General features: G+C 53.7%; 18 protein-coding genes and 1 tRNA gene. 5 read left to right on the forward strand and 14 right to left on the reverse strand.

The window, feature by feature from the left end; translation table 11 throughout:
- Positions 1 to 24: 24 nt before the first annotated feature.
- The 4 genes from JRF57_07260 to JRF57_07275 all read right to left on the reverse strand — a co-directional run bounded on the left by JRF57_07260 (position 25) and on the right by JRF57_07275 (position 2,657).
- The gene (locus tag JRF57_07260) at positions 25 to 273 is read right to left on the reverse strand and encodes a YlxR family protein (protein ID MBW2303499.1); all 249 of its coding nucleotides are present in this window, start codon (positions 271 to 273) and stop codon (positions 25 to 27) included.
- Between the two features lie 28 nt (positions 274 to 301).
- Positions 302 to 1,783, reverse strand: a complete 1,482-nt coding sequence (gene nusA, locus JRF57_07265; GenBank protein MBW2303500.1) for a transcription termination/antitermination protein NusA — start codon at positions 1,781 to 1,783, stop codon at positions 302 to 304.
- Between the two features lie 127 nt (positions 1,784 to 1,910).
- Positions 1,911 to 2,342 (reverse strand): ribosome maturation factor RimP, encoded by a 432-nt coding sequence (locus JRF57_07270; GenBank protein ID MBW2303501.1) that lies wholly within the window; start codon positions 2,340 to 2,342, stop codon positions 1,911 to 1,913.
- Positions 2,343 to 2,581: 239 nt separating this feature from the next.
- A tRNA-Gly gene (locus tag JRF57_07275) sits at positions 2,582 to 2,657 on the reverse strand.
- Between the two features lie 520 nt (positions 2,658 to 3,177).
- On the opposite strand from JRF57_07275, the gene JRF57_07280 reads away from it, so the two are divergent.
- The 3 genes from JRF57_07280 to prfB all read left to right on the forward strand — a co-directional run bounded on the left by JRF57_07280 (position 3,178) and on the right by prfB (position 6,772).
- Entirely contained in the window at positions 3,178 to 3,942 is a 765-nt protein-coding gene (locus tag JRF57_07280; GenBank protein ID MBW2303502.1) for an HlyC/CorC family transporter, read from the forward strand.
- A gap of 38 nt (positions 3,943 to 3,980) precedes the next feature.
- Positions 3,981 to 5,546: an apolipoprotein N-acyltransferase gene (lnt, locus tag JRF57_07285; protein ID MBW2303503.1), complete on the forward strand. Its 1,566-nt coding sequence runs from the start codon at positions 3,981 to 3,983 to the stop codon at positions 5,544 to 5,546.
- 167 nt (positions 5,547 to 5,713) lie between these two features.
- The gene (prfB, locus tag JRF57_07290) at positions 5,714 to 6,772 is read left to right on the forward strand and encodes a peptide chain release factor 2 (protein ID MBW2303504.1); all 1,059 of its coding nucleotides are present in this window, start codon (positions 5,714 to 5,716) and stop codon (positions 6,770 to 6,772) included.
- Between the two features lie 160 nt (positions 6,773 to 6,932).
- Here the strand turns inward: prfB and JRF57_07295 are convergent, their stop codons facing one another.
- From JRF57_07295 to JRF57_07320, 6 genes are read right to left on the reverse strand one after another with little or no spacing between them, the layout of a single operon-like run.
- On the reverse strand, positions 6,933 to 8,666 hold the full coding sequence (locus tag JRF57_07295; protein ID MBW2303505.1) for an N-acetylmuramoyl-L-alanine amidase: 1,734 nt from the start codon (positions 8,664 to 8,666) through the stop codon (positions 6,933 to 6,935).
- Positions 8,663 to 11,275: a DNA mismatch repair protein MutS gene (mutS, locus tag JRF57_07300; GenBank protein MBW2303506.1), complete on the reverse strand. Its 2,613-nt coding sequence runs from the start codon at positions 11,273 to 11,275 to the stop codon at positions 8,663 to 8,665. The genes JRF57_07295 and mutS overlap by 4 nt, the downstream gene beginning before the upstream one ends.
- A complete protein-coding gene (locus tag JRF57_07305) occupies positions 11,272 to 12,549 on the reverse strand; it encodes a tetratricopeptide repeat protein (GenBank protein ID MBW2303507.1) in 1,278 nt (425 codons plus the stop codon). The genes mutS and JRF57_07305 overlap by 4 nt, the downstream gene beginning before the upstream one ends.
- Before the next feature lie 22 nt (positions 12,550 to 12,571).
- A complete protein-coding gene (locus JRF57_07310; GenBank protein MBW2303508.1) occupies positions 12,572 to 12,919 on the reverse strand; it encodes a LapA family protein in 348 nt (115 codons plus the stop codon).
- Positions 12,916 to 13,425 carry an HIT domain-containing protein gene (locus tag JRF57_07315; protein ID MBW2303509.1) on the reverse strand — a complete coding sequence of 170 codons (510 nt, stop codon included), beginning with the start codon at positions 13,423 to 13,425 and terminating at the stop codon, positions 12,916 to 12,918. Before JRF57_07315 ends, JRF57_07310 begins: the two co-directional genes overlap by 4 nt.
- Positions 13,426 to 13,476: 51 nt before the next feature.
- The gene (locus JRF57_07320) at positions 13,477 to 13,974 is read right to left on the reverse strand and encodes a metallophosphoesterase family protein (GenBank protein ID MBW2303510.1); all 498 of its coding nucleotides are present in this window, start codon (positions 13,972 to 13,974) and stop codon (positions 13,477 to 13,479) included.
- A 189-nt stretch (positions 13,975 to 14,163) separates the two neighbouring features.
- On the opposite strand from JRF57_07320, the gene JRF57_07325 reads away from it, so the two are divergent.
- A complete protein-coding gene (locus JRF57_07325) occupies positions 14,164 to 14,652 on the forward strand; it encodes a zinc ribbon domain-containing protein (GenBank protein MBW2303511.1) in 489 nt (162 codons plus the stop codon).
- Between the two features lie 264 nt (positions 14,653 to 14,916).
- Here JRF57_07325 and JRF57_07330 read toward each other — a convergent pair whose 3' ends face one another.
- Complete coding sequence (locus JRF57_07330) at positions 14,917 to 15,837, reverse strand: UPF0280 family protein (GenBank protein ID MBW2303512.1); 921 nt, start codon at positions 15,835 to 15,837, stop codon at positions 14,917 to 14,919.
- Between the two features lie 504 nt (positions 15,838 to 16,341).
- Between JRF57_07330 and JRF57_07335 the strand changes: the two genes are divergently transcribed.
- Positions 16,342 to 17,541: an aminopeptidase P family protein gene (locus tag JRF57_07335; protein ID MBW2303513.1), complete on the forward strand. Its 1,200-nt coding sequence runs from the start codon at positions 16,342 to 16,344 to the stop codon at positions 17,539 to 17,541.
- 128 nt (positions 17,542 to 17,669) lie between these two features.
- Here the strand turns inward: JRF57_07335 and JRF57_07340 are convergent, their stop codons facing one another.
- From JRF57_07340 to pheS, 3 genes are all read right to left on the reverse strand, one after another.
- Complete coding sequence (locus JRF57_07340; GenBank protein MBW2303514.1) at positions 17,670 to 17,996, reverse strand: MerR family transcriptional regulator; 327 nt, start codon at positions 17,994 to 17,996, stop codon at positions 17,670 to 17,672.
- A 6-nt stretch (positions 17,997 to 18,002) separates the two neighbouring features.
- Positions 18,003 to 20,420, reverse strand: a complete 2,418-nt coding sequence (locus JRF57_07345) for a phenylalanine--tRNA ligase subunit beta (GenBank protein MBW2303515.1) — start codon at positions 20,418 to 20,420, stop codon at positions 18,003 to 18,005.
- A gap of 83 nt (positions 20,421 to 20,503) precedes the next feature.
- On the reverse strand, positions 20,504 to 21,511 hold the full coding sequence (gene pheS, locus JRF57_07350) for a phenylalanine--tRNA ligase subunit alpha (GenBank protein ID MBW2303516.1): 1,008 nt from the start codon (positions 21,509 to 21,511) through the stop codon (positions 20,504 to 20,506).
- Positions 21,512 to 21,737 lie beyond the last annotated feature (226 nt).

Here is a 21,737-nt window from a genome sequence, read left to right on the forward strand (position 1 = left end):
CCCCTTGAGATGCCCTTTCACCTTCTAAGGTTGAAGAAGGGTCAGTGCCTTCTTCGTTCTAAAAGCCCTGTTGAGGCGTTTGCCCCGGGTGAGCCCGTTCCAGCATGTAGGGGCCTTGCAGACATAGGCTCCTCTTCCGGGTAATGTCCCTTTCTCGTCCCTCGCAACGACGCCCTCTGAAATCATGACTAAACGTATAAGCTCCCCCTTCTCCTTTTTGGTACCGCAAGAGATACAGGTTCTGAAGGGCACATGCCCCTTTTTCTTCCCCATTTCAAACCGCCCCCCTCAAGAATCATCCTCACTCACCTTCAGGGCTTTCATCATCGGCGGCTTTCACTTCTTCGGCATCGGGCACTCCGGGCTCCTTCTCCATCCCTGCAGCGCTCTCTCCCGACTCCGATTTTTTGTCTCCGGTTTCAGGTTCCGGCTCCTCCCCCTCCCCTGCGGCTGAATCCGCAACAGGTTCAGCGTTCACGGTTTCCTCCGCCTCCACTCCTTGGCCTTCCATGGACTCCTGTTTCTCCTCCAGGCTTCCTTCACTTTCCTCCGCCTCAAGGCACAGGTTTGCATTCTCAATAATGGTTCGTGCCTTTTCCTCGTCCATGTCCTGTATCGTCATCAGATCCGATATTTGGGCGGCGGCCACGTCTCTGGCGGACCTATATCCTGCTTGGTAGAGATTCAGGGCTGTTTTCTCCCCGACTCCATCGATTTTCAGGAGGGAATCATAGGCCTCCTTAAGGGCCCGATTATAATTCGTCTCGCTCGTAACATCGAGATGCCAGCCGGATAGCTTAGACGCCAATCGAACATTCTGGCCCCGCTTGCCGATCGCAAGGGAAAGCTGGTCGTCCGGGACCACCACTTCCATAGCCTGGTCCTCTTCATCCATGATGACCCTTGTAATTTCAGCCGGTGCCAGCGCATTGCAGATAAATTTGGCGGGATCCGGGTCCCATGGAACAATATCGATCTTCTCGCCCCTCAGCTCCTGAACAACGGCCTGGACCCTGCTTCCCTTCATCCCGACGCAGGCCCCTACAGGATCCACGTCACTGTCCCGCGACTGCACTGCGATCTTTGCACGGCTTCCTGGTTCACGGGCCACCTGGACGATGGACACGATCTTCTCGGAAATTTCGGGGACTTCATTTTCAAAAAGGGCTGAGAGGAAGTTCGGATGGGTCCGGGACAGGATGATCTGAGGACCACGGCTGAATTGCTTCACATCTAAAATATAGGCCCTGATTCGGTCCCCCTGCCTGTAAACCTCCTTTGGGATCTGCTCCCTGGGAGGGAGTTCGGCCTCGGTTCGCCCCAGGTTTACGATAATCGAGCCCTTGTCGAACCGCTGAACGATACCGTGGATGATCTCTCCCCGCCTGTCCTTGTAATCATCATACACGATGTTTCTCTCGGCTTCCCGTAACCGCTGCATGATCACCTGTTTCGCGGACTGGGCGGCGATCCTGCCGAACTCATCCGTGTCCATCTTGACACCCAGACTGTCGCCGATCTCCGATTCCGGGTCGATCTCCCGGGCCTCTTCCAGGGAAATCTGGAGGTGGTCGTCCTCAACCTTTTCCACAACTTCTTTGAATTCGAAGACTTCTATCTCACCCAGTTCTTCGTTATAGTTGACCTCCAGGTCATAATTCGGTCCCATCTTTTTCTTGGCCGCGGCCCTTACGGCATCTTCCAGGGTCTTGATCAGCACCTCTCGATCAATGCCTTTCTCCCGGCTCACCTGGTCAATGACTCTTTTCAATTCTGTAACCATCTCATTATTACTCCGCGGTTATTAAGGTTATTCAGTACCTCTCAGACTCCTCACAAAGGACTTAACATCACCCTTTTATTTTACCTGTCCCCGCAATCCCGCGCCTTTTTCTCATACGCCCCCGTGGTCAAATGTCGAACTCATAGACCACATTCGCCTTTTCAAGGTCGCTGAGAGAAAAGGTGAGAGACTTTCCCTCCCATTCCAGGTCCAGGACGCCGTCCTTGAACTTCTTCAGCCGGCCCACGAAGATCCGGCGTCCCCCAATAGGCCGCACCGTTCGAATCCTGATCTTTTTCCCGACGGCCTCAAGGAAATGCTTTTCCTTTTTGAGGGGCCTGTCGAGTCCAGGCGATGAGACTTCCAGGACATATTCATGGGGAATGATGTCCTTAACATCGATCAGATCACCGATTTCTCCACTCACCCTGGCACAGTCGTCGATCGTTACCCCACCTTCCGTATCGATATACAATCGGAGAATCCACCGGCCCCTACTGGAAAGGTATTCGACGTCAATCAGCTCAAAACCCAGATCCTCAAGGATGCCTTCGACCAAACCCTCAACCTGTTTGGTTATATGCTGGAATTTACTAACCATTTCGACAAATAAAAAAGCGGGTTAAAGACCCGCTTCCTCAATGCAGACTGACGTGTTGCCAGTATTAATGCATAGAAGTCATAAGGCAGTTGTTATGGTCACAACAACGTGTCCGCAATTCGAAGTAAATTGCCCCACCCTCCCGGGCAACAACCTCAAAAAGGGAACCAGGCCTTACACGAACCTCGGGAAATAAATGGAGCGGGCAACGGGGTTCGAACCCGCGACCCCAAGCTTGGGAAGCTTGTGCTCTACCAGCTGAGCTATGCCCGCATAAGATCCCCCGATTGATCGTCCACACCGAGACCTTTAAAGCCACTTCAAAGATCTCTTAGTGTGGAACGTAATGCTAAAACCTAGCACATGTCTCGGCGATGTCAAGTAAATTTTATGGCAAAGGACTAATAATTCAAGGTTCTTGACAGGCATAGCAAGGATCCATATTATAAAAAAACTGTCAGGAATCAGCGAGGCTAAAATCGTATCAATTAGTGTCCATTCATAAAGCAGGCAATTTTGTTCAAGGTCAAGGAAGGCGAAGATTTTAACCGTAGGAATACATTGAAGTATTTCGAGGATTAAAATCTGAGCCTGACCTGAGAGATTGGGGAAAAGGGCCATTTATGGAGGAACACTAATTAATGATTAAAGATTCCATGCAGAAGACAGGATCTGAATTTCATTGGATGACGATTCATACCACAGCTTGATCAACGTGATCAAGGCCCTGTTCAAAAAAAGAAAATCCCCCTCCCACAAGGGGGATGACCTCACTGAAGAAATCCATGATCTCATGGATGAGGGACAGGCCAAGGGGCTCATCTCGGACGAGGAGTCCGACATGGTTTTCGGAGTCCTTGATCTTAAGGAGACCCAGGCCCACTCCATCATGGTCCCCCGGACGGAGATCTCCTCTGCCCCCATCGATGCAACCCTGGGTGAGATCATTGCCCTGGTCGCCGAATGCGGCCACACCAGAATTCCAATTCATAACGGCAGCATCGACGAGATCGTAGGCATCCTCCATGCAAAGGACCTCCTGAAATTCTGGGGAAAGGATCCGGCCCTGAAGATCCCGAGGGAAATACTGAGGGCGCCCCATTTCACCACCAGGAACCAAAATATCAGTGAGATTCTCAAAGACCTGAAGGAGAAGAAGACCCATTTGGCCATAGTCACCGACGAATACGGCGGCACGGCCGGCATCATCACCATCGAGGACATCCTGGAGGAGATCGTCGGGGAAATCTTGGATGAGCACGATGAGGAACTCCCCCTCATCACCGTCCTGGAAGATGATTCCCTGCTCGTGGATGCACGGCTTGAAATCGAAAAGCTAGAAGAACACCTGGGCATTAAACTGCCGGAAGGAGAATTCGAATCAGTCGGCGGTTTTGTGATTCATCTCCTGGGAAGGCTGCCCAAGGTCAATGAAAAGGTTCACTATGACGGGATCGAGATGATCGTGGTCTCCGCCGATGAAAGGAAAATCAACAAAATTCATATCCTCCCTCATCCCGCCTCCCCTGTGTGCACTCCGGAAAAAGATACGAAGTGACGAGACCTTTAGGCCCCTGGAGGTGATCTTCCCGGTCCATGAAATCCGTTTCCCTGGAAAAAATCCTTCTTGCCGTACTTTCCGGCCTGATGCTGACGGCCGGTTTTCCTCCTGCCAAAATCCCCTGGATCCACTGGATCTCCTTGATCCCGCTCCTGAAGGCCCTCAAAGATGAAGAGCCCTCCGGGGCCTTCCGGCTGGGATTCATTGCCGGGATGTCCCATTACCTGACTCTGCTCTATTGGGTCACCTTGGTACTGGGGCATTACGGAGGGCTACCATTTCCAGTAAGCGTTTCCATTCTGATCCTTTTCTGTCTCTATCTTTCCCTTTATCCAGCCCTTTTTTCCCTGCTTTTTTCCCGGGGCAAGGGAACCTTCGGGGCGATCTTTTTGACTTCTGGGCTCTGGGTCGCCTTAGAATTCGTAAGGGCCAAGATATTGACGGGCTTTCCCTGGTGCCTCATGGGTTACGGCCAGTTTCGGAATCTCCTTCTTATCCAGAGCGCGGACCTTTTCGGGGTCTACGGCCTATCCTTCCTCTTGTGCCTGGTCAACGTCACGATATATGTCCTACTATTTGAGCGGGGCTTTTCAAGAAAAACCCTGGTGCTGGAGACCGCCCTCACCGCTTTCTTCCTCTCCCTCGCCGTCATTTACGGATACGATCGATTGGCGGAGACCCTGGAAAAAGAGAAGACCGCCCGGGCCCTCCGGGTCTTGATCGTCCAGGGGAATGTAGATCAATCGGTCAAATGGAATCCAGCCTACCAGAAAAAAACCGTGACCCTATATGAGACCCTTACCCACCGAGGGCTGGCCTCCAAACCCGCTTTGGTGGTATGGCCGGAAACCGCAATGCCTTTTTTTTTCCAGGAAAACACCCCCTTGTCGGAAAGGGTCAGGGAAACGGCGCGGAGGACAGGGGCGGACCTCATCTTTGGAAGCCCCGCATACGAGCGACGGAAAGGAAAACCCGCTTATTTCAATCGGGCCTTTGGCATCTCCCCTTCAGGGACCCTTGTAGGGACCTATGACAAGGTCCATCTCGTCCCCTTCGGAGAATATGTCCCACTTAAGCGATTCCTGTTCTTTGTCAACAGGTTGGTGCAAGCGGCAGGAGATTTCACCTCAGGAACCCGAATCGCCCCCATCCGCCTGACCTCAGCCCCTGCCGGCATCCTGATCTGCTTTGAAATCATCTTTCCCGAAATCGCGCGGGAACAGGTGCGCACCGGGGCGGAAATCCTGATCAACCTTACCAACGACGCCTGGTTTGGAAAGACCAGCGCCCCTTATCAGCACCTGGCCATGGCGGTTTTCCGGGCGGTGGAGACACGCAGGCCCCTGATCCGGGCGGCAAATACCGGTTTCAGCGCCTTCATCGCTCCCTCGGGGAAAATCCTTAAGAAAAGCGGCCTCTTCAAGACGGAAACCCTGGCCGCTGAAATACCCCTGCCTGCGAATCGCACCGTTACACCCTATGAACGATTCGGTGATCTCCTGCCCTGGTTCTTTTTTTTAATCTGGTTGATTAAAATTCTATTGATTTTATGTTATAATAAAAAATTTAAAAATTCATGCGGTGCCTTATTCAACCGATAGGCGGGTGTATTGGGAAACCGAGGAACCACCCCGCCCGGATCCTTTAGGGTTGGCATGAGTGAATATCGATAGGACTTTTATTCCAAGACCAAGGAGAACAACCATGAACCATGAAATGATTGCAAAGATTGATCACATAATGGGCCTCCTAGAAGAGCTCAGAGGTCATCTTTGACTTGGATCGAAGGCAAAAAGAACTTGATGAAATCGAAAAAACAATGGCGAAGGCCGATTTCTGGAACGGTGACCAGGAGGAAATCCTGCGCTTGAATCAGCATATGGCCTCTTTGCGGGAACCCATCGAGCGGTGGGAAGAATATTACCGCCGGGCTGAAGACGCCAAGATCCTTGCGGAAATGGCCTTCGAAGAGGACGACGGACAGACCCTCAAGGAGGTCGAGGGTGAGGTCTCCCGGCTTGAAAAACAGATTCGGGGCCTTGAAATCCAATCCCTATTGGGGGATCCAGACGATAAGCGAAACGCGATCGTGGCGATCAATGCCGGGGCGGGCGGTACAGAGGCCCAGGATTGGGTTGAGATGCTCCTCCGGATGTATCTCCGGTGGTGTGAATCCAAGGGATTTGCCACCCGGATCATCGATATGCTGCCCGGAGAAGAGGCGGGGATCAAGAATGTCACGTTTACCGCGTCGGGCCCTTATGCTTACGGGTATCTGAAATCCGAGCACGGCATACACCGCATGGTGAGGATCTCCCCCTTCGACGCGACGGGCAGGAGGCACACCTCATTTGCCTCGGTTTCCGTTCTCCCCGAAGCGGATACCGATATCAAGATTGAAATCGATGAAAAAGACTTGCGCATCGACACCTTCAGGGCGAGCGGCCCGGGAGGTCAGCACGTAAACAAGACCAGTTCCGCTGTTCGGATTACTCATCTCCCGACGGGCATCGTCGTCCAATGCCAGAACGAGAAGTCCCAGCATCGAAACAAGGACATGGCCATGCGGGTCCTCAAGGCGAGACTGTATGAGATCGAGAGGGCCAATCGGGAAAAAAAGAAACAGGAAATTCACGATTCCCAGAAGGAGATCGCCTGGGGAAGCCAGATCCGCTCTTATGTGTTCAATCCTTACCGCCTGGTGAAGGACCACCGGACAAACGTTGAGGTCGGAAATCTGGAGAAGGTCATGGATGGGGATATCGATGTATTCATCGATGCCTATCTCCGGATGAAGCCCTCCGCTGCAAGCAGCGAGGTATCCTGAGCGGAAATGCGACGGAGTCGGCCCGCCGTTCCTCCTTGCAGCAAGCTAGAAGGCATCATGGCGAAGGCGGATGAAAAAGTAGCGGTTGAAACAAAACAGGCTTTCAAGGAGAATTTGTGGATTGAAAGATGCCCGCATAGGTGGAAAAGAGGCATGAGGATCACCCGCCCTTAAAGGTCTGCTCGATGCTTTGGATGTACCTCGCCACTCCTTTTACGATCCCGTTCGACAGAGTTTCCTGGTAAGAATGGCTGAGGAGGCGTTTCCTTTCCGTGGGATTGGTGATAAATCCGGTTTCCACCAGAATGGCGGGCATTTCGGCTCCGATGAGCACGTAGAAGGGGGCCTGTTTCACCCCCAGGCTCTTGATGTTCCGATACCGTCTCCTCGCCTCGTACACCATGCTCTTTTGGACCGCAGCGGCCAGCCTGCTTGACTCGGTGATCTTGGTATTGAGCAGAAGGCTGTTCAGGATTACCTGGAGATCACTGATGTTCTTCTCCGAGGTGGCGTTTTCTCTGGCCGCCACCATCACGGCCCGGGCATCCGTCGCCATATTCAGGAAATAGGTTTCCAGACCGTGCACTCCCGGTTTTTTGTGGGCGTTTATATGCAGTGAGATAAAGAGATCCGCCTTCTTGGTATTGGCAAAGGCGGTTCTTTCATCTAAGGGGATGAACACATCCCTGGTACGGGTCAGGATCACCTCGCATCCCAGTTTTTTCTTGATTTTTGCAGCAAGGATCTTGGCCATCTGCAATACGATATCTTTTTCCTTGATTCCACCCTTCAAAAAGCACCCGGGATCCTTTCCTCCGTGTCCTGGATCGATCACGATCCTTTTGACCGTCAACCCGAGCTGTCTGGCAAGAGATACGCTCTTGTCGGGTTTTTCGACCTTCCGGATCCCCTTTCGCACAGGCCTTGTCTTCTTGCTGCCTCCTGCGATCCGTTTTGAAGCGGCCCCTTCCCTTCCCCGGACGTCCACAACGATGCGAAAGGGATCATAGAGGTGAAAAATCTTGTACCCACCGATACTGTTGATATCCAGGACAACCCTGACGGTATCCTTTTTGTTTTGCGCGGCCCTGGCCCTCTTGAGAAGTCCGCCCCGGATCGGAATGGAACTTTCGATATCATTGTTTACAAAGGCATTCTGGATATCCACATAGAGTCGCCTGGGCTTTTCGTGGTTCGGATCGGCCTTCAAGATATGGGATTGATATTTTACGGGCTTTTCCAGATCAATGACCACCCTGGTATAGGTCGGAGTCGACCAGTGACGAATATTCGTGACCCTCGCAAGAGCACTTCGGGAATCCCCGGACTTCTTCTTCTCTTTACGCTCTGCCTTTTTGCTCATGGCGGCGGCAAGCCGGTCCATCATGGCACGGGCCTTAGGCCGCATGTCACCGGAGGGAAACTTTATTTCCGTCTTGAGAAATTCAACGTAGGCCTGGGTGGGGCTGTTTTTATAATAGTAAAAGATTTCGCCTATACGGTATTGGGCGTCATCGGCCAGGCGATGTGACTCGTAATCTTTGACCAGCTTCCGGAAAAGAGATAGGGCCCTATCAAGGTCCCTTTCCATGCCGGAATACTTATAGAGCCTGGTATAGAGGCGGCCCGACCGGTAAAGGGCCCATGCGGCCTCATCACTTCGGGGGTAGCGGGTGTAGACCCGCTTGTACTTTTCGATACATCGCTCCCAGTTGTGGCGGAAGCGCATCTTTTCCCTGGAACGGTAAAGAGATTTGGCGCAAGTATCTGCGGCCTTCAGGAGGGACTTGGCGCTGATTGAGCCCTTTGCAAGGGCCTGAAAACCGGCCGGCAGGAAAAAACCGATGCAAAGACAAAGCACAATGAAGATGACGTGATCCGATCGAGATTTCATGTCAGGTGTTCTTCTACATACTTCCGGAGCTTGTCGAGTTCGATCAAAGCCTCCAGGGGTGCCATGGATGGGATGTCCAGGTCCAGGATCCACTTCCTGAGACGATGATCCGGGCCCCCGAAAAGGCTGAGTTGGCAGGTATCCTCCGCGATACGCTTCTTGCCGGATCGGGCCTTCATGGGGCGACCCGCCTCGTCCCGCTCTTCTCCCTCGAGATTGCGGAGTATCTCCTTGGCCCGATCAATGACCCCTTGGGGCAGACCGGCTATCCGGGCGACCTCTATGCCGTAACTTCTGCTTGTACCGCCCGGAACCAGCTTTCTCAGGAAGATGATCCGACCGTTCCATTCCCGCACGGCGATATTGAAATTTTTCACCCTCGGCTTGGTAGTCACGAGTTCCGTCAGCTCATGGTAGTGGGTGGCGAACAGGGTCCGCACCCCCCTCCCATTCCTGTCGTGCAAGGCCTCGGCAACGGCCCAGGCGATACTCAAACCGTCGTAAGTGCTCGTGCCCCGGCCGATTTCGTCCAGGATGACCAGGCTCTCCGTGGTGGCGTGCCTCAGGATGTTTGCGGTCTCATTCATTTCCACCATGAAGGTGCTTCGACCCCGCGCCAGGTCGTCCGAGGCGCCGATCCGGGTGAAGATCCGATCCACGAGGCCGATCACCGCCTTTGAAGCAGGCACGAAACTTCCCATCTGGGCCATGAGAACTGTAAGGGCCGTTTGCCTCAGGATGGTGGATTTCCCCGCCATGTTGGGACCCGTGATGATCAGGAATTGCTGCGCCCTGTCATCAAGACGGATATCGTTGGGAACAAAGTCTTCATCCTTTACCGTTTGTTCGATTACCGGGTGTCTTCCATCCAGAATTTCGATCGTCTTTCCATCGTTCACTTCCGGATAGGTATACCCGTATTCCTCGGCGGCCTCGGCGAGTGCGGCCAGGACATCCAGCTCACCGACCAGTTTCGCGGTTTCCTGTATGCGACCGTTCTCAGCCGCCACCCTCTTGCGGACCTCTTCAAAAAGTTCATACTCTAAGGCCGCCCTTTTCTCTTCCGCTCCCAACACGAGTTCCTCGTATTCCTTCAGGGTCTCGGTAATGAAACGTTCACCGTTGACCAGGGTCTGTTTCCGGATGTAGTCGGGAGGTACGAGGTGCAGGTTGCTCTTGGAGATCTCGATATAATACCCGAAGACCCGGTTGTATCCGATCTTCAGATTAGAAATACCGGTTCTCTCCTGTTCCGTCGAAACCAGCTCAGCGATCCATTTCTTTCCGTCTCGGGTGACGGAAATAAGCCTGTCCAGTTCAGGATGATAGCCTTCCTTGATGATGCCGCCTTCCCTTATGGACAAGGGAGGATCTTCCCTGAGGGCTTCTTCGATCCAGTCCGCCACGTCCTGGAGCGGATCCAGCCCCTCGGCGATCTCGGATACCAGTTCGCTGGGTGAGTCGTCAAGCCTGGTCTTGAGGGAGGGGAGCCTTCGCAGGGAAGACTTGAGGGCCACCAGATCCCTGGCATTGGCTCGGCCCATGGAGATGCGTCCGTTCAACCGCTCCAGGTCATATATACCCCTGAGTTGTTCACGGACCTCTTCCCTTAAAATACGATCCTCCCGGAAACAGCTCACTCCAGCAAGTCTTTTCCTGATCCTATCAAGGTCGAGAAGAGGATACCCGATCCAACGTTTAAGAAGCCTGCTCCCCATGGGGGTAACGGTTCTATCCAGGATATGAAAAAGGGTGCCCTTCGTGGATCGACGCCTCATGGTCCTGAAGAGTTCCAGATTGAGGGTCGTGGCCTCGTCAAGGAACATGAAGTCCCCAAGCCGGTAAGTGACGATTCCCTTAATATGACGCGGGGTTCCCTTCTGGGTCTTGAGAAGGTAATGGACGACGGCACCGGCGGCGACTATCCCCTGATCCATTGCCTGACACCCGAAGGCGTCGAGGGAATGGACACCGAATTGTTTCAGGAGAAGCTCTTCGGCCCTCTCGGGAAGGAAATCATCCCGGTGGAGCAGTTCAAGGCGATAGGGTGCAAGTCTTTCCCTGGCTTCGGGAAGGTCCTTCTCAGGTAGGAGAACCTCGACCGGATCGATTCTCCCCAGTTCGTCCAGGAGTTCATCCAGGGTACCGGCCTCTGTGACCCGGAATTCACCCGTGGACAGATCCAGGTGGGCAAGGCCGTAAGGCCCTCCGACCCCGGTGACGGCAGCCATAAAGAGGTTGTTCTTGCCGTCCACTTCCACTTCTTCCACCACCGAACCCGGTGTGACCACCCTGACCACTTCCCGCTTTACGACGCCCTTGCTGGCCTTTGGATCACCCGTTTGCTCGCATATGGCCACCTTCCATCCCTCTTCTACCAGCTTGGCCACATAGGAACCGGCTGAATGATACGGCACACCGCACATGGGGACCTTTTCGCCGTTGTAAGTTCCCCGGGAAGTCAGGGTGATACCAAGGATCCTGGAGGCCACCTTCGCGTCGTCGAAAAACATCTCGTAGAAATCACCCATGCGGTAAAAAAGGATGGCATCCGCGTACTCGCTCTTGATACCCATGTACTGCTTCAGCATGGGCGTCATTTTGCTCATCGGTCTTCCTCTGAACGGGGATCGGATGGGAAAGGGTGTTTTTCCTGGAGATCGAGGGTGGATGTCGTATTCACGGTCCTGGACTCTACAAGATCCACGGTGTCCCACCTCCGGCACTGGGGACATTGCCATTGAAGTTCGGGGGGACTGAATCCGCACTGGAGGCATTGAAATTTGAGGTAGGGGACATTCAAATGGGAAATGAGATCCTGGTAGGCCGCAAGAGCTTCTTCTTTCTGTTCCCGTGAGAGAAGGATCTCACCCAAAAATTTCCTCGCCTCCCAGAAGGAAGGGTCGATCTCGAGCGCGGCTTTCAGTTCCCGGACGGCTCCCTCGTAGTCCTGTTCATTGTGCCGGTATCGGGCGAGGGCCATGTAAGTGAAGGCGTCCGGGTGGGACTCCGCGCATTCCCGGAGAAAGTCCTCAACCGGCTGGAGATTCTTCATCTTCGAGTAAGCCCCTTCCAACCTCCGGTAGGCCAGGAATGTAAATTTCGGGGCAACTTTTACGGCCCTCTTCCATGTGTCTATGGCCTTGTTGTAATCCTTCCTGCTGAAATGAAGGTCCCCCAGGTGAAGATAGGCATCCACGCACCCGGGATCCAGGGAAAGGGCCTTCTTGAAGCATGCCCTGGCCCGGCCGAAATCCCCTTTTTCAAACCATGCTTTTCCCATTTCCGTCTGGTGATGGGCCAGGATATGACCATGGTTCCCCTTTGACAGCTTTGCGATTTTCTGACGCGTGAGAAAGGCGTTCTCCCAGTCCCTGAGTTCCTCGTAAATCTTTTCAACTTCCTTCAGCACGTTCAGATCCGAGGGTCGCTTCTGAAGGACCTTCTGAAACGTATCAAGCGCCCAGCTTAAAAACCCGCCCTTCCGGTAGTCCAATCCCAGGTCGATAAGGGCCCTCAACTTGATTTCTTCGTCAATATGCGGGCGGGCGATGATGCTCTGGCGAATGCGGATGGCCCGATCGATATCTCCCCTCGATCGATACAGGTTTCCCAGGGCCACATAAGTCTCGATGGTTTCTGAATTTATTTGGACGGATTGGGTAAATGCTTCAATGGCTTGATCATGTTCGTTGGAAAGAATGTACTGGACGCCCTTATAAAAGGCCTTGTCCTCTTCACTCCTGATTTCCCCGGAACCATGACCTTTCCTGGCACGCCACAGACGCCCGATGACCAGCCCTAAGATGAAGGCTGCGACGATCCCGAGCCCCACCTCCAGGATCCCTGGTTCTGTAATCCACTGGGCGATGCGGCTGGTCATCGATCCATCTCCCCCAAGCCCTTTAGACCTGATTCACAGGACCTGAATTCACATCATCCGAGGTGATGGGAAGATTTCTCAGTGAATTCAGTTCTTGATTCTTGATCTGCAATTCCTTTTCGTATTGCTTGATCCGCTTTTTCAAGCGAAAACGCTCCATGATTCCACACACTCCAGCAACGACGAGGCCGAAAAAGAATGCTATGAGCGTAACGAGCCCTATGGCGATAGGAGGTGTACGGATCTCATGGGAAATAAGGGGATTCACCCTGAATTGAACGGTTCCGGATATGGCCGCCATGTTCTGAACAATCAATATAATAACGACAACCGTTGCAAAGATCAGAAGAATGAGCTTCACCTGTCTCATTGGATGCCTCCAGGTAAGTTGTTTGAGGATTTGAAATGGGGCACCAGCTTCTCATAGGTCTCCCGGATATGCTCGGGAATGACCCTCACTTCCCCTAATACCGTCATAAAATTGGTATCCCCGTTCCACCTTGGCACGATGTGAAAGTGCATATGTTCCTCGACCCCCGCACCTGCAACCCTTCCAAGGTTCAACCCGACATTGAACCCCTCCGGGTTCATGACCTTTTTGAGTATCTCCACGGATCGGCGCACCAAGTGCATAAGGTCAAGGAGCTCTTCATCGCTTAGGTGTTCGAGGCCGGGTACGTGTCTGACGGGAGCCACCAGGAGATGACCGTTGTTATAAGGAAAACGGTTCATCATGACCAGGGAGAGGGTTCCCACGTGAAGAAACAACCGGTCTGAATCTTCATTCCTCTCAGGGCCTGGACAGAAAATACAACCTTCATCCTTTTCTTCGGACAAGATGTATTTCATCCTCCATGGCGCCCACAGCACTTTCATAGCCCCTTGTCTCTCCTTTCTCATATTCTGGTAGGGGCGGTGATCCCGGACTCATCGGGACAAACCCGAGGTTTCAATGTCAATGATCTCTCCGCGGATCCCGTCCTCGACCGTCAGTATTCCTACGCTGTGGATACCCGTGAGGGCGTATCCCATGGCTGTGCCGGGATTGAAAAAGAGGGTTCCCCCTCTCAGATGGTTTACGCTCCGGTGAGAATGCCCGTATACGATGACATCCACCGCACCGAATTCTCCCCATATCCTTTCTTCGAGGTCTTCAGGAGCGCCCCAGCCGTGAATGAGGCCTATTTTCACCCCTTCCAGTTCCAGCACCTTCTTCGATGGGAGGGACTGCTTGATTTCGGGTGGATCCATGTTGCCGTGGACCCCATGAAACTCCCACTCGGACAGGAAAGAGACGATCTCCGGTGATACGAAATCACCGGCGTGAAGTATCACGTCCGCATCAGAGAAATAGCGTTCCAAGAGATGCCGAAAGGCATCGGTTACTTTTCGAAGGTGGGTATCGGAGATCACGCCGATCTTCATTCTCCACTTTCCTCGGCTCGATTTGATGGGGTAGGAGTATAACAACCTAAGGGAAAAAGACAAGCCATAAATCTTGAAGACCCACGAGAACCTTGACTATAGGGATCATCTCGGGTATCTCGTGCGTGAATGGAGAGAGACATAAAAAACCGACCCTTTTCATTCCAAAGCTTCCCTGGAGAAATACCGATGCCGATCTACGAATTTTATTGCCCAGATTGCAATAGGATCTTCAATTTCTTCTCTGCATCCGTCAATACGGAAGCGAGGCCCCTGTGTCCGAGGTGTGGGAAAAGGAGGCTGGAGCGCAGGATGTCGGTCTTCGCCACTCCGCGAAATCTCGGGGAAGAGGGAGAAGCTCCCCTGCCCGAGTTCGACGAAAAAAAGATGGAGCAGGCCTTGGAGCGCCTTGCCCTGGACGCGGAACGAATGGACGGGGATGATCCCCGTGAGGCCGCCCTGCTCATGCGAAAACTCACCGACATGACCGGCATGAGGCCCGGCCCCGGCATGGAGGAGGTCTTACGGCGCATGGAGGCCGGAGAAGACCCTGACGAGGTGGAGGCTGAGATGGGCGATATCCTCGAAGAAGAGGATCCCTTTGTACCTTCCAAAAAATCATCAGGCAGGGGATTGAAAACCCCGCCTAAGGTAGATGAGAAGCTCTATTTTCTCTGACCTCGAAATCCCTTATTCATCATTTCTCGGGGGGGCAAGAATCCCCCGTCCTTAACCCTTTGAAATAACCAGGCCGGGAAATTCTGAAGCGAAGAAAAGATCCACATGCCCCTCCATTAAAATCCGGTGAGTATTCCAATACCATCTATACTCCAAAAATATGCTAACATTTCAGTCAATTATATTGCCTCATTTGAAATATTCAACTTAGAGAGACCTTTGAAAAATGTTCAATTTTGTTCAAGGTCAAGGAAGACGAAAATTTTAACCATCCCGCTTTAGAATGCCAAGCGGCAGAGGAGAGGCACCATACATTGAAGTATTTCGAGGATTAAAATTTGTCCGCGCGAAGCGACGACTCCCCACCCAACGGGCGGGTCCCCGGTTTGAGTCTGACGCAGCCTGTCCGCCGTTGTCTGGCGGACTTGTCACGCCGTAACCATAGCGAAGGCGGAAGATTGGGCAAAAGGGGGCGTTTTTCAAAGGTCTCTCTCCCCATGGGGCCAAGGCATCGCCCATGACGGCCAGGCCGCCGATGATTCCTCCCATCTGAGCGGCCCACCGACCGACGTTTTCCAGGTCTTTCCTGTTCTTGATCCTGTTACATAGGGCCGTGGCCGCCCCGTCCGCCCTGGCGGCGGATTTAGACAGAACGCAGACCAGATCAGCGGCACCCAGGCTGAGAGAATGCCCGATGGTGGCCGAGGAGGAGCAGACCCCCATCGGCATCTGTTCTACAGGGATCTTCAACCCGAGCCTTTCGCTCAGCGCCGATTTCCCTGCAAAAACCGATACCGTCATCGGCTTTTTCATGTTCAGGTAGACATCCCCACCGTTTTCCACGATCACCTGCCGGGTGAACTCCCGAAGGCCCTCCGCCACGAACTGTGCCATGGCCCCGGCGACCGCCGCCATGGGTCCCACGCCGATATCATGTGTGGCCTCGATCATGGCCTTTACGATCGGCGGGGCGAGAGGGTCTTTCCGGAAGGGTTGAAGGGTGGAAAGAAAATCAGGATGCAGGGAGATGTAATGTTCGAGATGGTTCCTGTTTTTGAGGACGAGGTCCCTTGTCTCCTTCACCAACGGACGATCGGCGCATATCCAGAGATCCGTCTCTTTCACCGCCACCTGGAATGAATGAAGTCCCCGGGTCCCCACCTTCTTTCTGTATATGCGCTCCATGCTTTGATGCCTTCTCTCCGAACGGGTCCATTCATTTACGTCTTCGCACCTTCCGCCTTGCATCTTCGGCAAACCTGGCGATTGCTTAATCCGGGTTCAAGGCTCCCAGAAAAGTGCACCTATGGGAAATACATTGAGACCTTTGAAAAATGTTCAATTTTGTCCAAGGGTCAAGGAAGGCGAAAATTTTAACCGCAGGAATACATTGGAGTATTTCGAGGAATAAAATTTGAGTCTGACCTGTCTGCCGTGCCTGCCTGTCCCGTTGGAACGGCAGATAGGCCCGGCACAGGCAGGCGCAGAGATTGGGCAAAAGGGGGCGTTTTTCAAAGGTCTCACATTCTCCAATGCCGAAGGGCTTGCCTCCAATACCCAGATAATGGTATCAAACGGCGGATCCGAATTGGCCATCCACCAGGGTTTCCCCGGCCGGAGTCCTCCTTGATCCGGGAGAGGGCCCCACCTTCCCGACGATATCCCCTTGAAAGGAGCAAAAACAACGCGATGAACGATATTTTCAAGGTTCCTGCAAAAGAAATCAACGCGCGTATCCGCAAGATTCAGGAGACGATCCAGGCGCAGGATATAGACGCCCTTCTCGTGATTCAAAGGGTGGACCTCTTTTATTTCACGGGCTCCGCCCAAAACGGTTTTCTCTTCGTCCCGGCGGAGGGGCCTCCACTTTTCATGGTCAAACGGTACATGCCCAGGGCCAGGGAGGAATCTCCCCTTGCGGAGATCGTGGAAATCCGCTCCGTCAAGGAGATACCCGGATTGATCCAGGATTATTACGGCCGGCTCCCTGAAAGGATCGGGTTCGAGTTGGACGTCATCCCGGTGAGGGATTTCAACTTCTATCGATCCCTCTTCCCTCGACAAGAAATCGTGGACGCATCCCCCCTTATCCTGAAACTTCGGAGCCGCAAATCGGCCTGGGAAATCGAGCAGATGGAAAACACCGCAGAACTATCCCGCAAGACCTTTGAATACATGAGGCACATCATCAGACCCGGGCAGAGTGAGATGGAATTCGCCGGTCTATTCGAGGCCTATGCCAGGAAATTGGGTCATGGCGGGAAGATGCGTGTCCGGGACTACCAGACGGAAGGGTATCCCTGGCATGTCCTGAGCGGGAAGAGCGGCTCCATGGTGGGCCTGCTGGATTCCCCGGCAAGCGGGCAAGGCACCTCCCCCGCCTTTCCTTGCGGAGCGGGGCCCAAAGCCCTTGCCCCCCACGAACCCATCATGGTCGACCTCGCTTCCGTGCTGAACGGTTACCACATGGACGAGACCAGGATGTTCGCCATGGGTGCCATGCCCGACAAGGCCCTCAAGGCTTCCCACGCAGCCATCGAGATCCATCAGGCCGTCCTGGAAAAAACGAAACCGGGCCTTCAGACCGGAGAGATTTTCGGCTTCGCCCACACCCTGGCGGAGAAACTCGGATACGGAGACGTCTACCTCGGGCTCCCGGGGTACAAGGTGAACTTCATCGCCCATGGGATCGGTCTGGAACTGATTGAACCACCCTTTATCGCCCGGGGGAAGCAGGAGATTCTGGAACCCGGCATGACCTTCGCCCTGGAGCCCAAGATGGTCTTCCCGGACGAATTCTGCGTGGGCGTCGAAAGCGTTTTCCTGGTGACGGAGACCGGATCCCGCCTCATCAGCAAGGTACCCGTCGAAATCTTCGTTTGCTCCTAGGGAGGAGATTTCGAACCTCCCTCGCCGATGGAGCTCTTGGGCGGAATTGCGCCGGAGCCAAAACCGCTTTAGGGCAAAAGCGCTTCGACGCGCTCACCCCGCCTTTCCTCTCTGGAGCGTCTTTCAGTTCAACTAAGGATTCGAAGAATCTCCCTGAGGTCTCTTTTCAAGGATTCAATGAACGCCCCAGGGGAGACCGGGGCAGTCTGGACTCCTCTCTTACGCAACTTTTGACGCGCCCCGGCGATGGTCATTTTTTCATCGTACAGGAGCCGCTTTATCTCGAAGAGGATCTCGAGGTCCTTCTTTTGGTAAGTCCGCTGGTTGGAATCAGCCCGCCTGGGGCGAATCTGGGGGAACTCCGTCTCCCAGTATCTCAAGACATAAGGCTCCACGCCGATTATACGGCTGACCTCTCCAATCCTGAAATATCGCTTGTCATCCGGGACCTGCATGTTGAATCAGGCCTCTCTCAAACGGCCGCCCGTCTTTTCCAGTACGGTCTTCATGACCCTCTCGTGCAACCGGTTCACTTCTCTTCCGTCCAGGGTCTCTATCCTTGACCGGTACCGCAGCCTGAAGGTCAACGCCTTCTCCTGAGAACCGATCTTCCCACCCTCGAAGACATCGTAAAGCTCCACGGATTCGAGGAGTTCTCCGCCTTCGCGAAGAATGATATCATGAACGGACGCACTCTCCACTTCCTTGCCCACAACTATGGAGAGATCCCTATACACGGCCGGGAACCTGGAATAGGGTTTGAAGGATGCCCACCCTTTCATCCAGGATAAAAGAACTTCCAGGTGAAGTTCAAAGAGATAGGCGTTGTCGGTCTTGATATCGTACCGCTCAAGGACCTCGGGGGTGATTTTTCCAATATATCCTGCCGTGGTCCCCGAGACATCCACCAGTGCGGAGATCTCCCTGTCGAAATAGGCTGGGATCTGACCTCTCAGGAATCGAACACCCGTTACCCTAAGACCCTTCAGGAGGGACTCAAGGATCCCCTTGATATCAAAGAAGTCAACTTCCCGTTTTTCCCCGTACCAGGTTTTCCCGCAGGCCTCCCCTGTCATCACCGCCGCCAGGCAGGAGGTTTCACGGGGCAACTCCTCTCCTTCCCGGGGCAAAAACAGGTTCCCCAACTCGAAGAGTCTCAGGGTTTCCTCACCGTGGGCGATATTGGATTTTACGGCACCAAGAAGTCCGGGAACAAGGGACGTCCTCATGACCGACTGATCCGATGTAAGGGGATTCAAAATCCTCACGCATGGCTTCAGGCCGCCACCGGTATCCCCATCAGCAAGGAGATCCAGGGCCTCAGGGGAAATGAAGCTATAGGTTAATATCTCGCTGAAACCCATCCCCGCCATTAGTTCCCTGGGTCTTTCATTGATAAACAGGAGCGGTTTCTCCGCCTGGGCATGGGGCCGAATGGAGGGATAGGTCACAGGGATCCGGTCATAGCCCTCGAGGCGTGCCACTTCTTCCATTAGATCGACCTCGCGCTCGAGATCCATCCGAAAGGCAGGGGGCCTGACCCGCAGGGTATTGTCATCCAAGGTTTCAACACTCAATTGGAGAGCCTCGAGATCAGCCGCCACTTTGTCGCGGTTGAGTTCCATCCCTAGGAATCTATTGGTCCTGTCTATCCTCAGATCGATGGTCCTCTGTTTATAGGGCCTGGAATAGATATCGATGACTCCCTTTGCGATACGTCCTCCCCCGAACTCGGCCATCAAGGCAAGGGCCCTATTAAGGGCCGAGACGGTATTTTCCGGATCCACCCCCCTTTCGAACCGATAGGACGCCTCGGTGGATAGGTTCAGTTTCTTGGATCCGCGCCGGATCGTGATAGGATCGAAACAAGCACTCTCGATCAAGACGTTCCTGGATCCGGCGAAGATCTCGGAGTTGAGCCCTCCCATGATTCCTGCCAGGGCAATGGGCCTCTTTCCGTCACAGATCATAAGGTGATCTTCCGAAAGGACATGGCTTTTTCCATCCAGGGTCGTGAACCTTTCTCCTTCGCGCGCCCTTCGAACGATGATTCGGTTTTCCTCAAGCCGGTCGTAATCAAAGGCATGGAGAGGCTGTCCCAGTTCCAGTAGTACGTAGTTGGTGATGTCCACCACGTTGTTGATGCCCCTCATTCCACACAGGTAGAGGCGGTAACGCATCCAGAAAGGAGACGGTGCCAAGTCCACGTCCTGGATCATGCCTGCGGAATACCTGGGGCACCCTTCGGGATCCTCAACGCTGACCGATGCGAGATCCTGGATGGGCGGATCACTTGCTTCTATCCGGATGTCCTGATGTTTCAGATTCTGGCCGGTCAGCGCCGCGATTTCCCTTGCGATCCCTATAATGGACGTGCAATCGGGACGATTGGGAGTGATTCCTACTTCAAGGACCCAGTCTGTAAGGGGAATCACCGAATCCACCGGAATCCCCGGTGGTGTGCCCTCGGGCAGCTCCAGAATTCCGGTATGATCATCGGTCAGTCCCATCTCGTCTTCCGCCAAAAGCATCCCAACGGAGCGCTGGCCCCTGATGCGGGTCTCTTTCACGATCATCCCACCGGGCAGCTTGGTTCCCGGCATGGCGATCGGGGCCACCACCCCGGTTTTCGCATTGGGGGCGCCGCAGACGACGGGAACCTCTCCACGACCCGTATCCACGAGGCAGACAGACAAACGATCCGCATCCGGGTGAGGACCCACGGAGAGGATTCTTCCGGTTATGATATCACCAAGCTCCTGACCGTGGGGCTCCACGGCCTCCACCTCCAGACAGTTCATGGTCAAGAGATGGGCCAGTTCAGCAGGCGGCATCTCGATTTCCACAAAATCTTTCAACCAATTCAGACTTACTCGCATGAAGACGACTCTTTCGATCGGATTTGAAAACAGGGATCAAAGACCTCCGGGGGTCAACCCCAAGGGGCCTGTGTAGGAAATGGTCAAAACTGATTCAAGAAACGGATGTCATTCCTGTAAAACAACTGGATATCGTCGATCCCGTATTTCAGCATAGCTATCCTCTCAATTCCCATCCCGAAGGCGAATCCCGAAACGGATTCCGGATCGTATCCCACGAATCCGTACACGGCCGGATCAACCATTCCTGAGCCCAAAATCTCCAACCATCCGGTGTTGGAACATGTCCTGCACCCCTTTCCCCCGCATATGACACATTGGATATCCACCTCGGCGCTCGGTTCGGTGAAAGGGAAAAAGCTCGGCCTGAATCGCAGGGCCGTGTCGCCTCCGAACATCTCCCTGACGAAATGGGTCAGGGTGCCCTTGAGATCGCCGAATGTGACCCCTTCATCCACCAGAAGACCTTCCACCTGGTGGAACATGGGGGTATGAGATACGTCCGAGTCCCTACGGTAGACCTTCCCGGGCGCGATGATGCTGACAGGAGGGGCTTGTTTCTCCATTACCCGGATCTGCATGGGCGAGGTATGGGTCCGCAGCACAACGTTGTCCGACACATAGAAGGTGTCCTGCATGTCCCGGGCCGGATGGTCTTTGGGGATATTGAGTGCTTCAAAGTTATAGTAATCCAGCTCAACGTTAGGGCCTTCTACGACCTGGAACCCCATGGCCATGAAAATATTGCATATTTCTCGAAGCACTTGATTGATGGGATGGAGATGACCTCTTGGAGGTTCTCTTCCAGGCAATGTGATATCCAGGAGGGCCCGTTTTTCAGTCTTCTGTGATTCCAGCTTCGCACGTGTCTGCTCATAAAGCAGGGTAATCCGAGACTTGACCTGGTTAGCCAGTTGACCGATTTCGGGTCTCTCTTCCGGAGGCACCTCCTTGATTCTTTTCAACAAGGCGCTGATTCGCCCTTTTTTTCCAAGAAAAGCGATCCTGAAATCTTCGAGGGCCTTCAGGTCCCGTGATTTTTCCAGTTCCCCAAGCGCCTCTTTTTCAAGCTCCTTGAGTTGAGCTTTCATCACCTCGACTTCTCACCTCCACAAAGATAAAAACCATTCCGTTTTAATGAGAGATCCCTTCTTCGGCATTACGGATACTATGGGCAAACCCACTGAGAGACCTTTGAAAAACGCCTGACCCGCCCAATGGGGCGGAGCCTGCTTGTACGTTGCCCTCCGAGAGGCGGACTCAAACCGGGTATCCTTTCGAAAGGCGGGGAGTCCGCCGCGCGCGGAGCGATTTTAA

It is taken from the genome of Deltaproteobacteria bacterium (assembly GCA_019310525.1).
Classification (GTDB): Bacteria; Desulfobacterota; DSM-4660; order Desulfatiglandales; family HGW-15; genus JAFDEE01.

Bases quoted from the DNA above. Each gene is read 5' to 3' on its own strand.
- JRF57_07345 (MBW2303515.1), bottom strand. From the start codon at position 20,420: ATGCGAGTAAGTCTGAATTGGTTGAAAGATTTTGTGGAAATCGAGATG.
- lnt (MBW2303503.1), top strand. From the start codon at position 3,981: ATGAAATCCGTTTCCCTGGAAAAAATCCTTCTTGCCGTACTTTCCGGC.
- JRF57_07310 (MBW2303508.1), bottom strand. From the start codon at position 12,919: ATGAGACAGGTGAAGCTCATTCTTCTGATCTTTGCAACGGTTGTCGTT.
- JRF57_07340 (MBW2303514.1), bottom strand. From the start codon at position 17,996: ATGCAGGTCCCGGATGACAAGCGATATTTCAGGATTGGAGAGGTCAGC.
- pheS (MBW2303516.1), bottom strand. From the start codon at position 21,511: ATGAAAGCTCAACTCAAGGAGCTTGAAAAAGAGGCGCTTGGGGAACTG.
- JRF57_07330 (MBW2303512.1), bottom strand. From the start codon at position 15,837: ATGGAGCGCATATACAGAAAGAAGGTGGGGACCCGGGGACTTCATTCA.
- JRF57_07335 (MBW2303513.1), top strand. From the start codon at position 16,342: ATGAACGATATTTTCAAGGTTCCTGCAAAAGAAATCAACGCGCGTATC.
- JRF57_07315 (MBW2303509.1), bottom strand. From the start codon at position 13,425: ATGAAAGTGCTGTGGGCGCCATGGAGGATGAAATACATCTTGTCCGAA.
- JRF57_07320 (MBW2303510.1), bottom strand. From the start codon at position 13,974: ATGAAGATCGGCGTGATCTCCGATACCCACCTTCGAAAAGTAACCGAT.
- JRF57_07280 (MBW2303502.1), top strand. From the start codon at position 3,178: ATGGATGAGGGACAGGCCAAGGGGCTCATCTCGGACGAGGAGTCCGAC.
- mutS (MBW2303506.1), bottom strand. From the start codon at position 11,275: ATGAGCAAAATGACGCCCATGCTGAAGCAGTACATGGGTATCAAGAGC.
- nusA (MBW2303500.1), bottom strand. From the start codon at position 1,783: ATGGTTACAGAATTGAAAAGAGTCATTGACCAGGTGAGCCGGGAGAAA.
- JRF57_07260 (MBW2303499.1), bottom strand. From the start codon at position 273: ATGGGGAAGAAAAAGGGGCATGTGCCCTTCAGAACCTGTATCTCTTGC.
- JRF57_07295 (MBW2303505.1), bottom strand. From the start codon at position 8,666: ATGAAATCTCGATCGGATCACGTCATCTTCATTGTGCTTTGTCTTTGC.
- JRF57_07325 (MBW2303511.1), top strand. From the start codon at position 14,164: ATGCCGATCTACGAATTTTATTGCCCAGATTGCAATAGGATCTTCAAT.
- JRF57_07305 (MBW2303507.1), bottom strand. From the start codon at position 12,549: ATGACCAGCCGCATCGCCCAGTGGATTACAGAACCAGGGATCCTGGAG.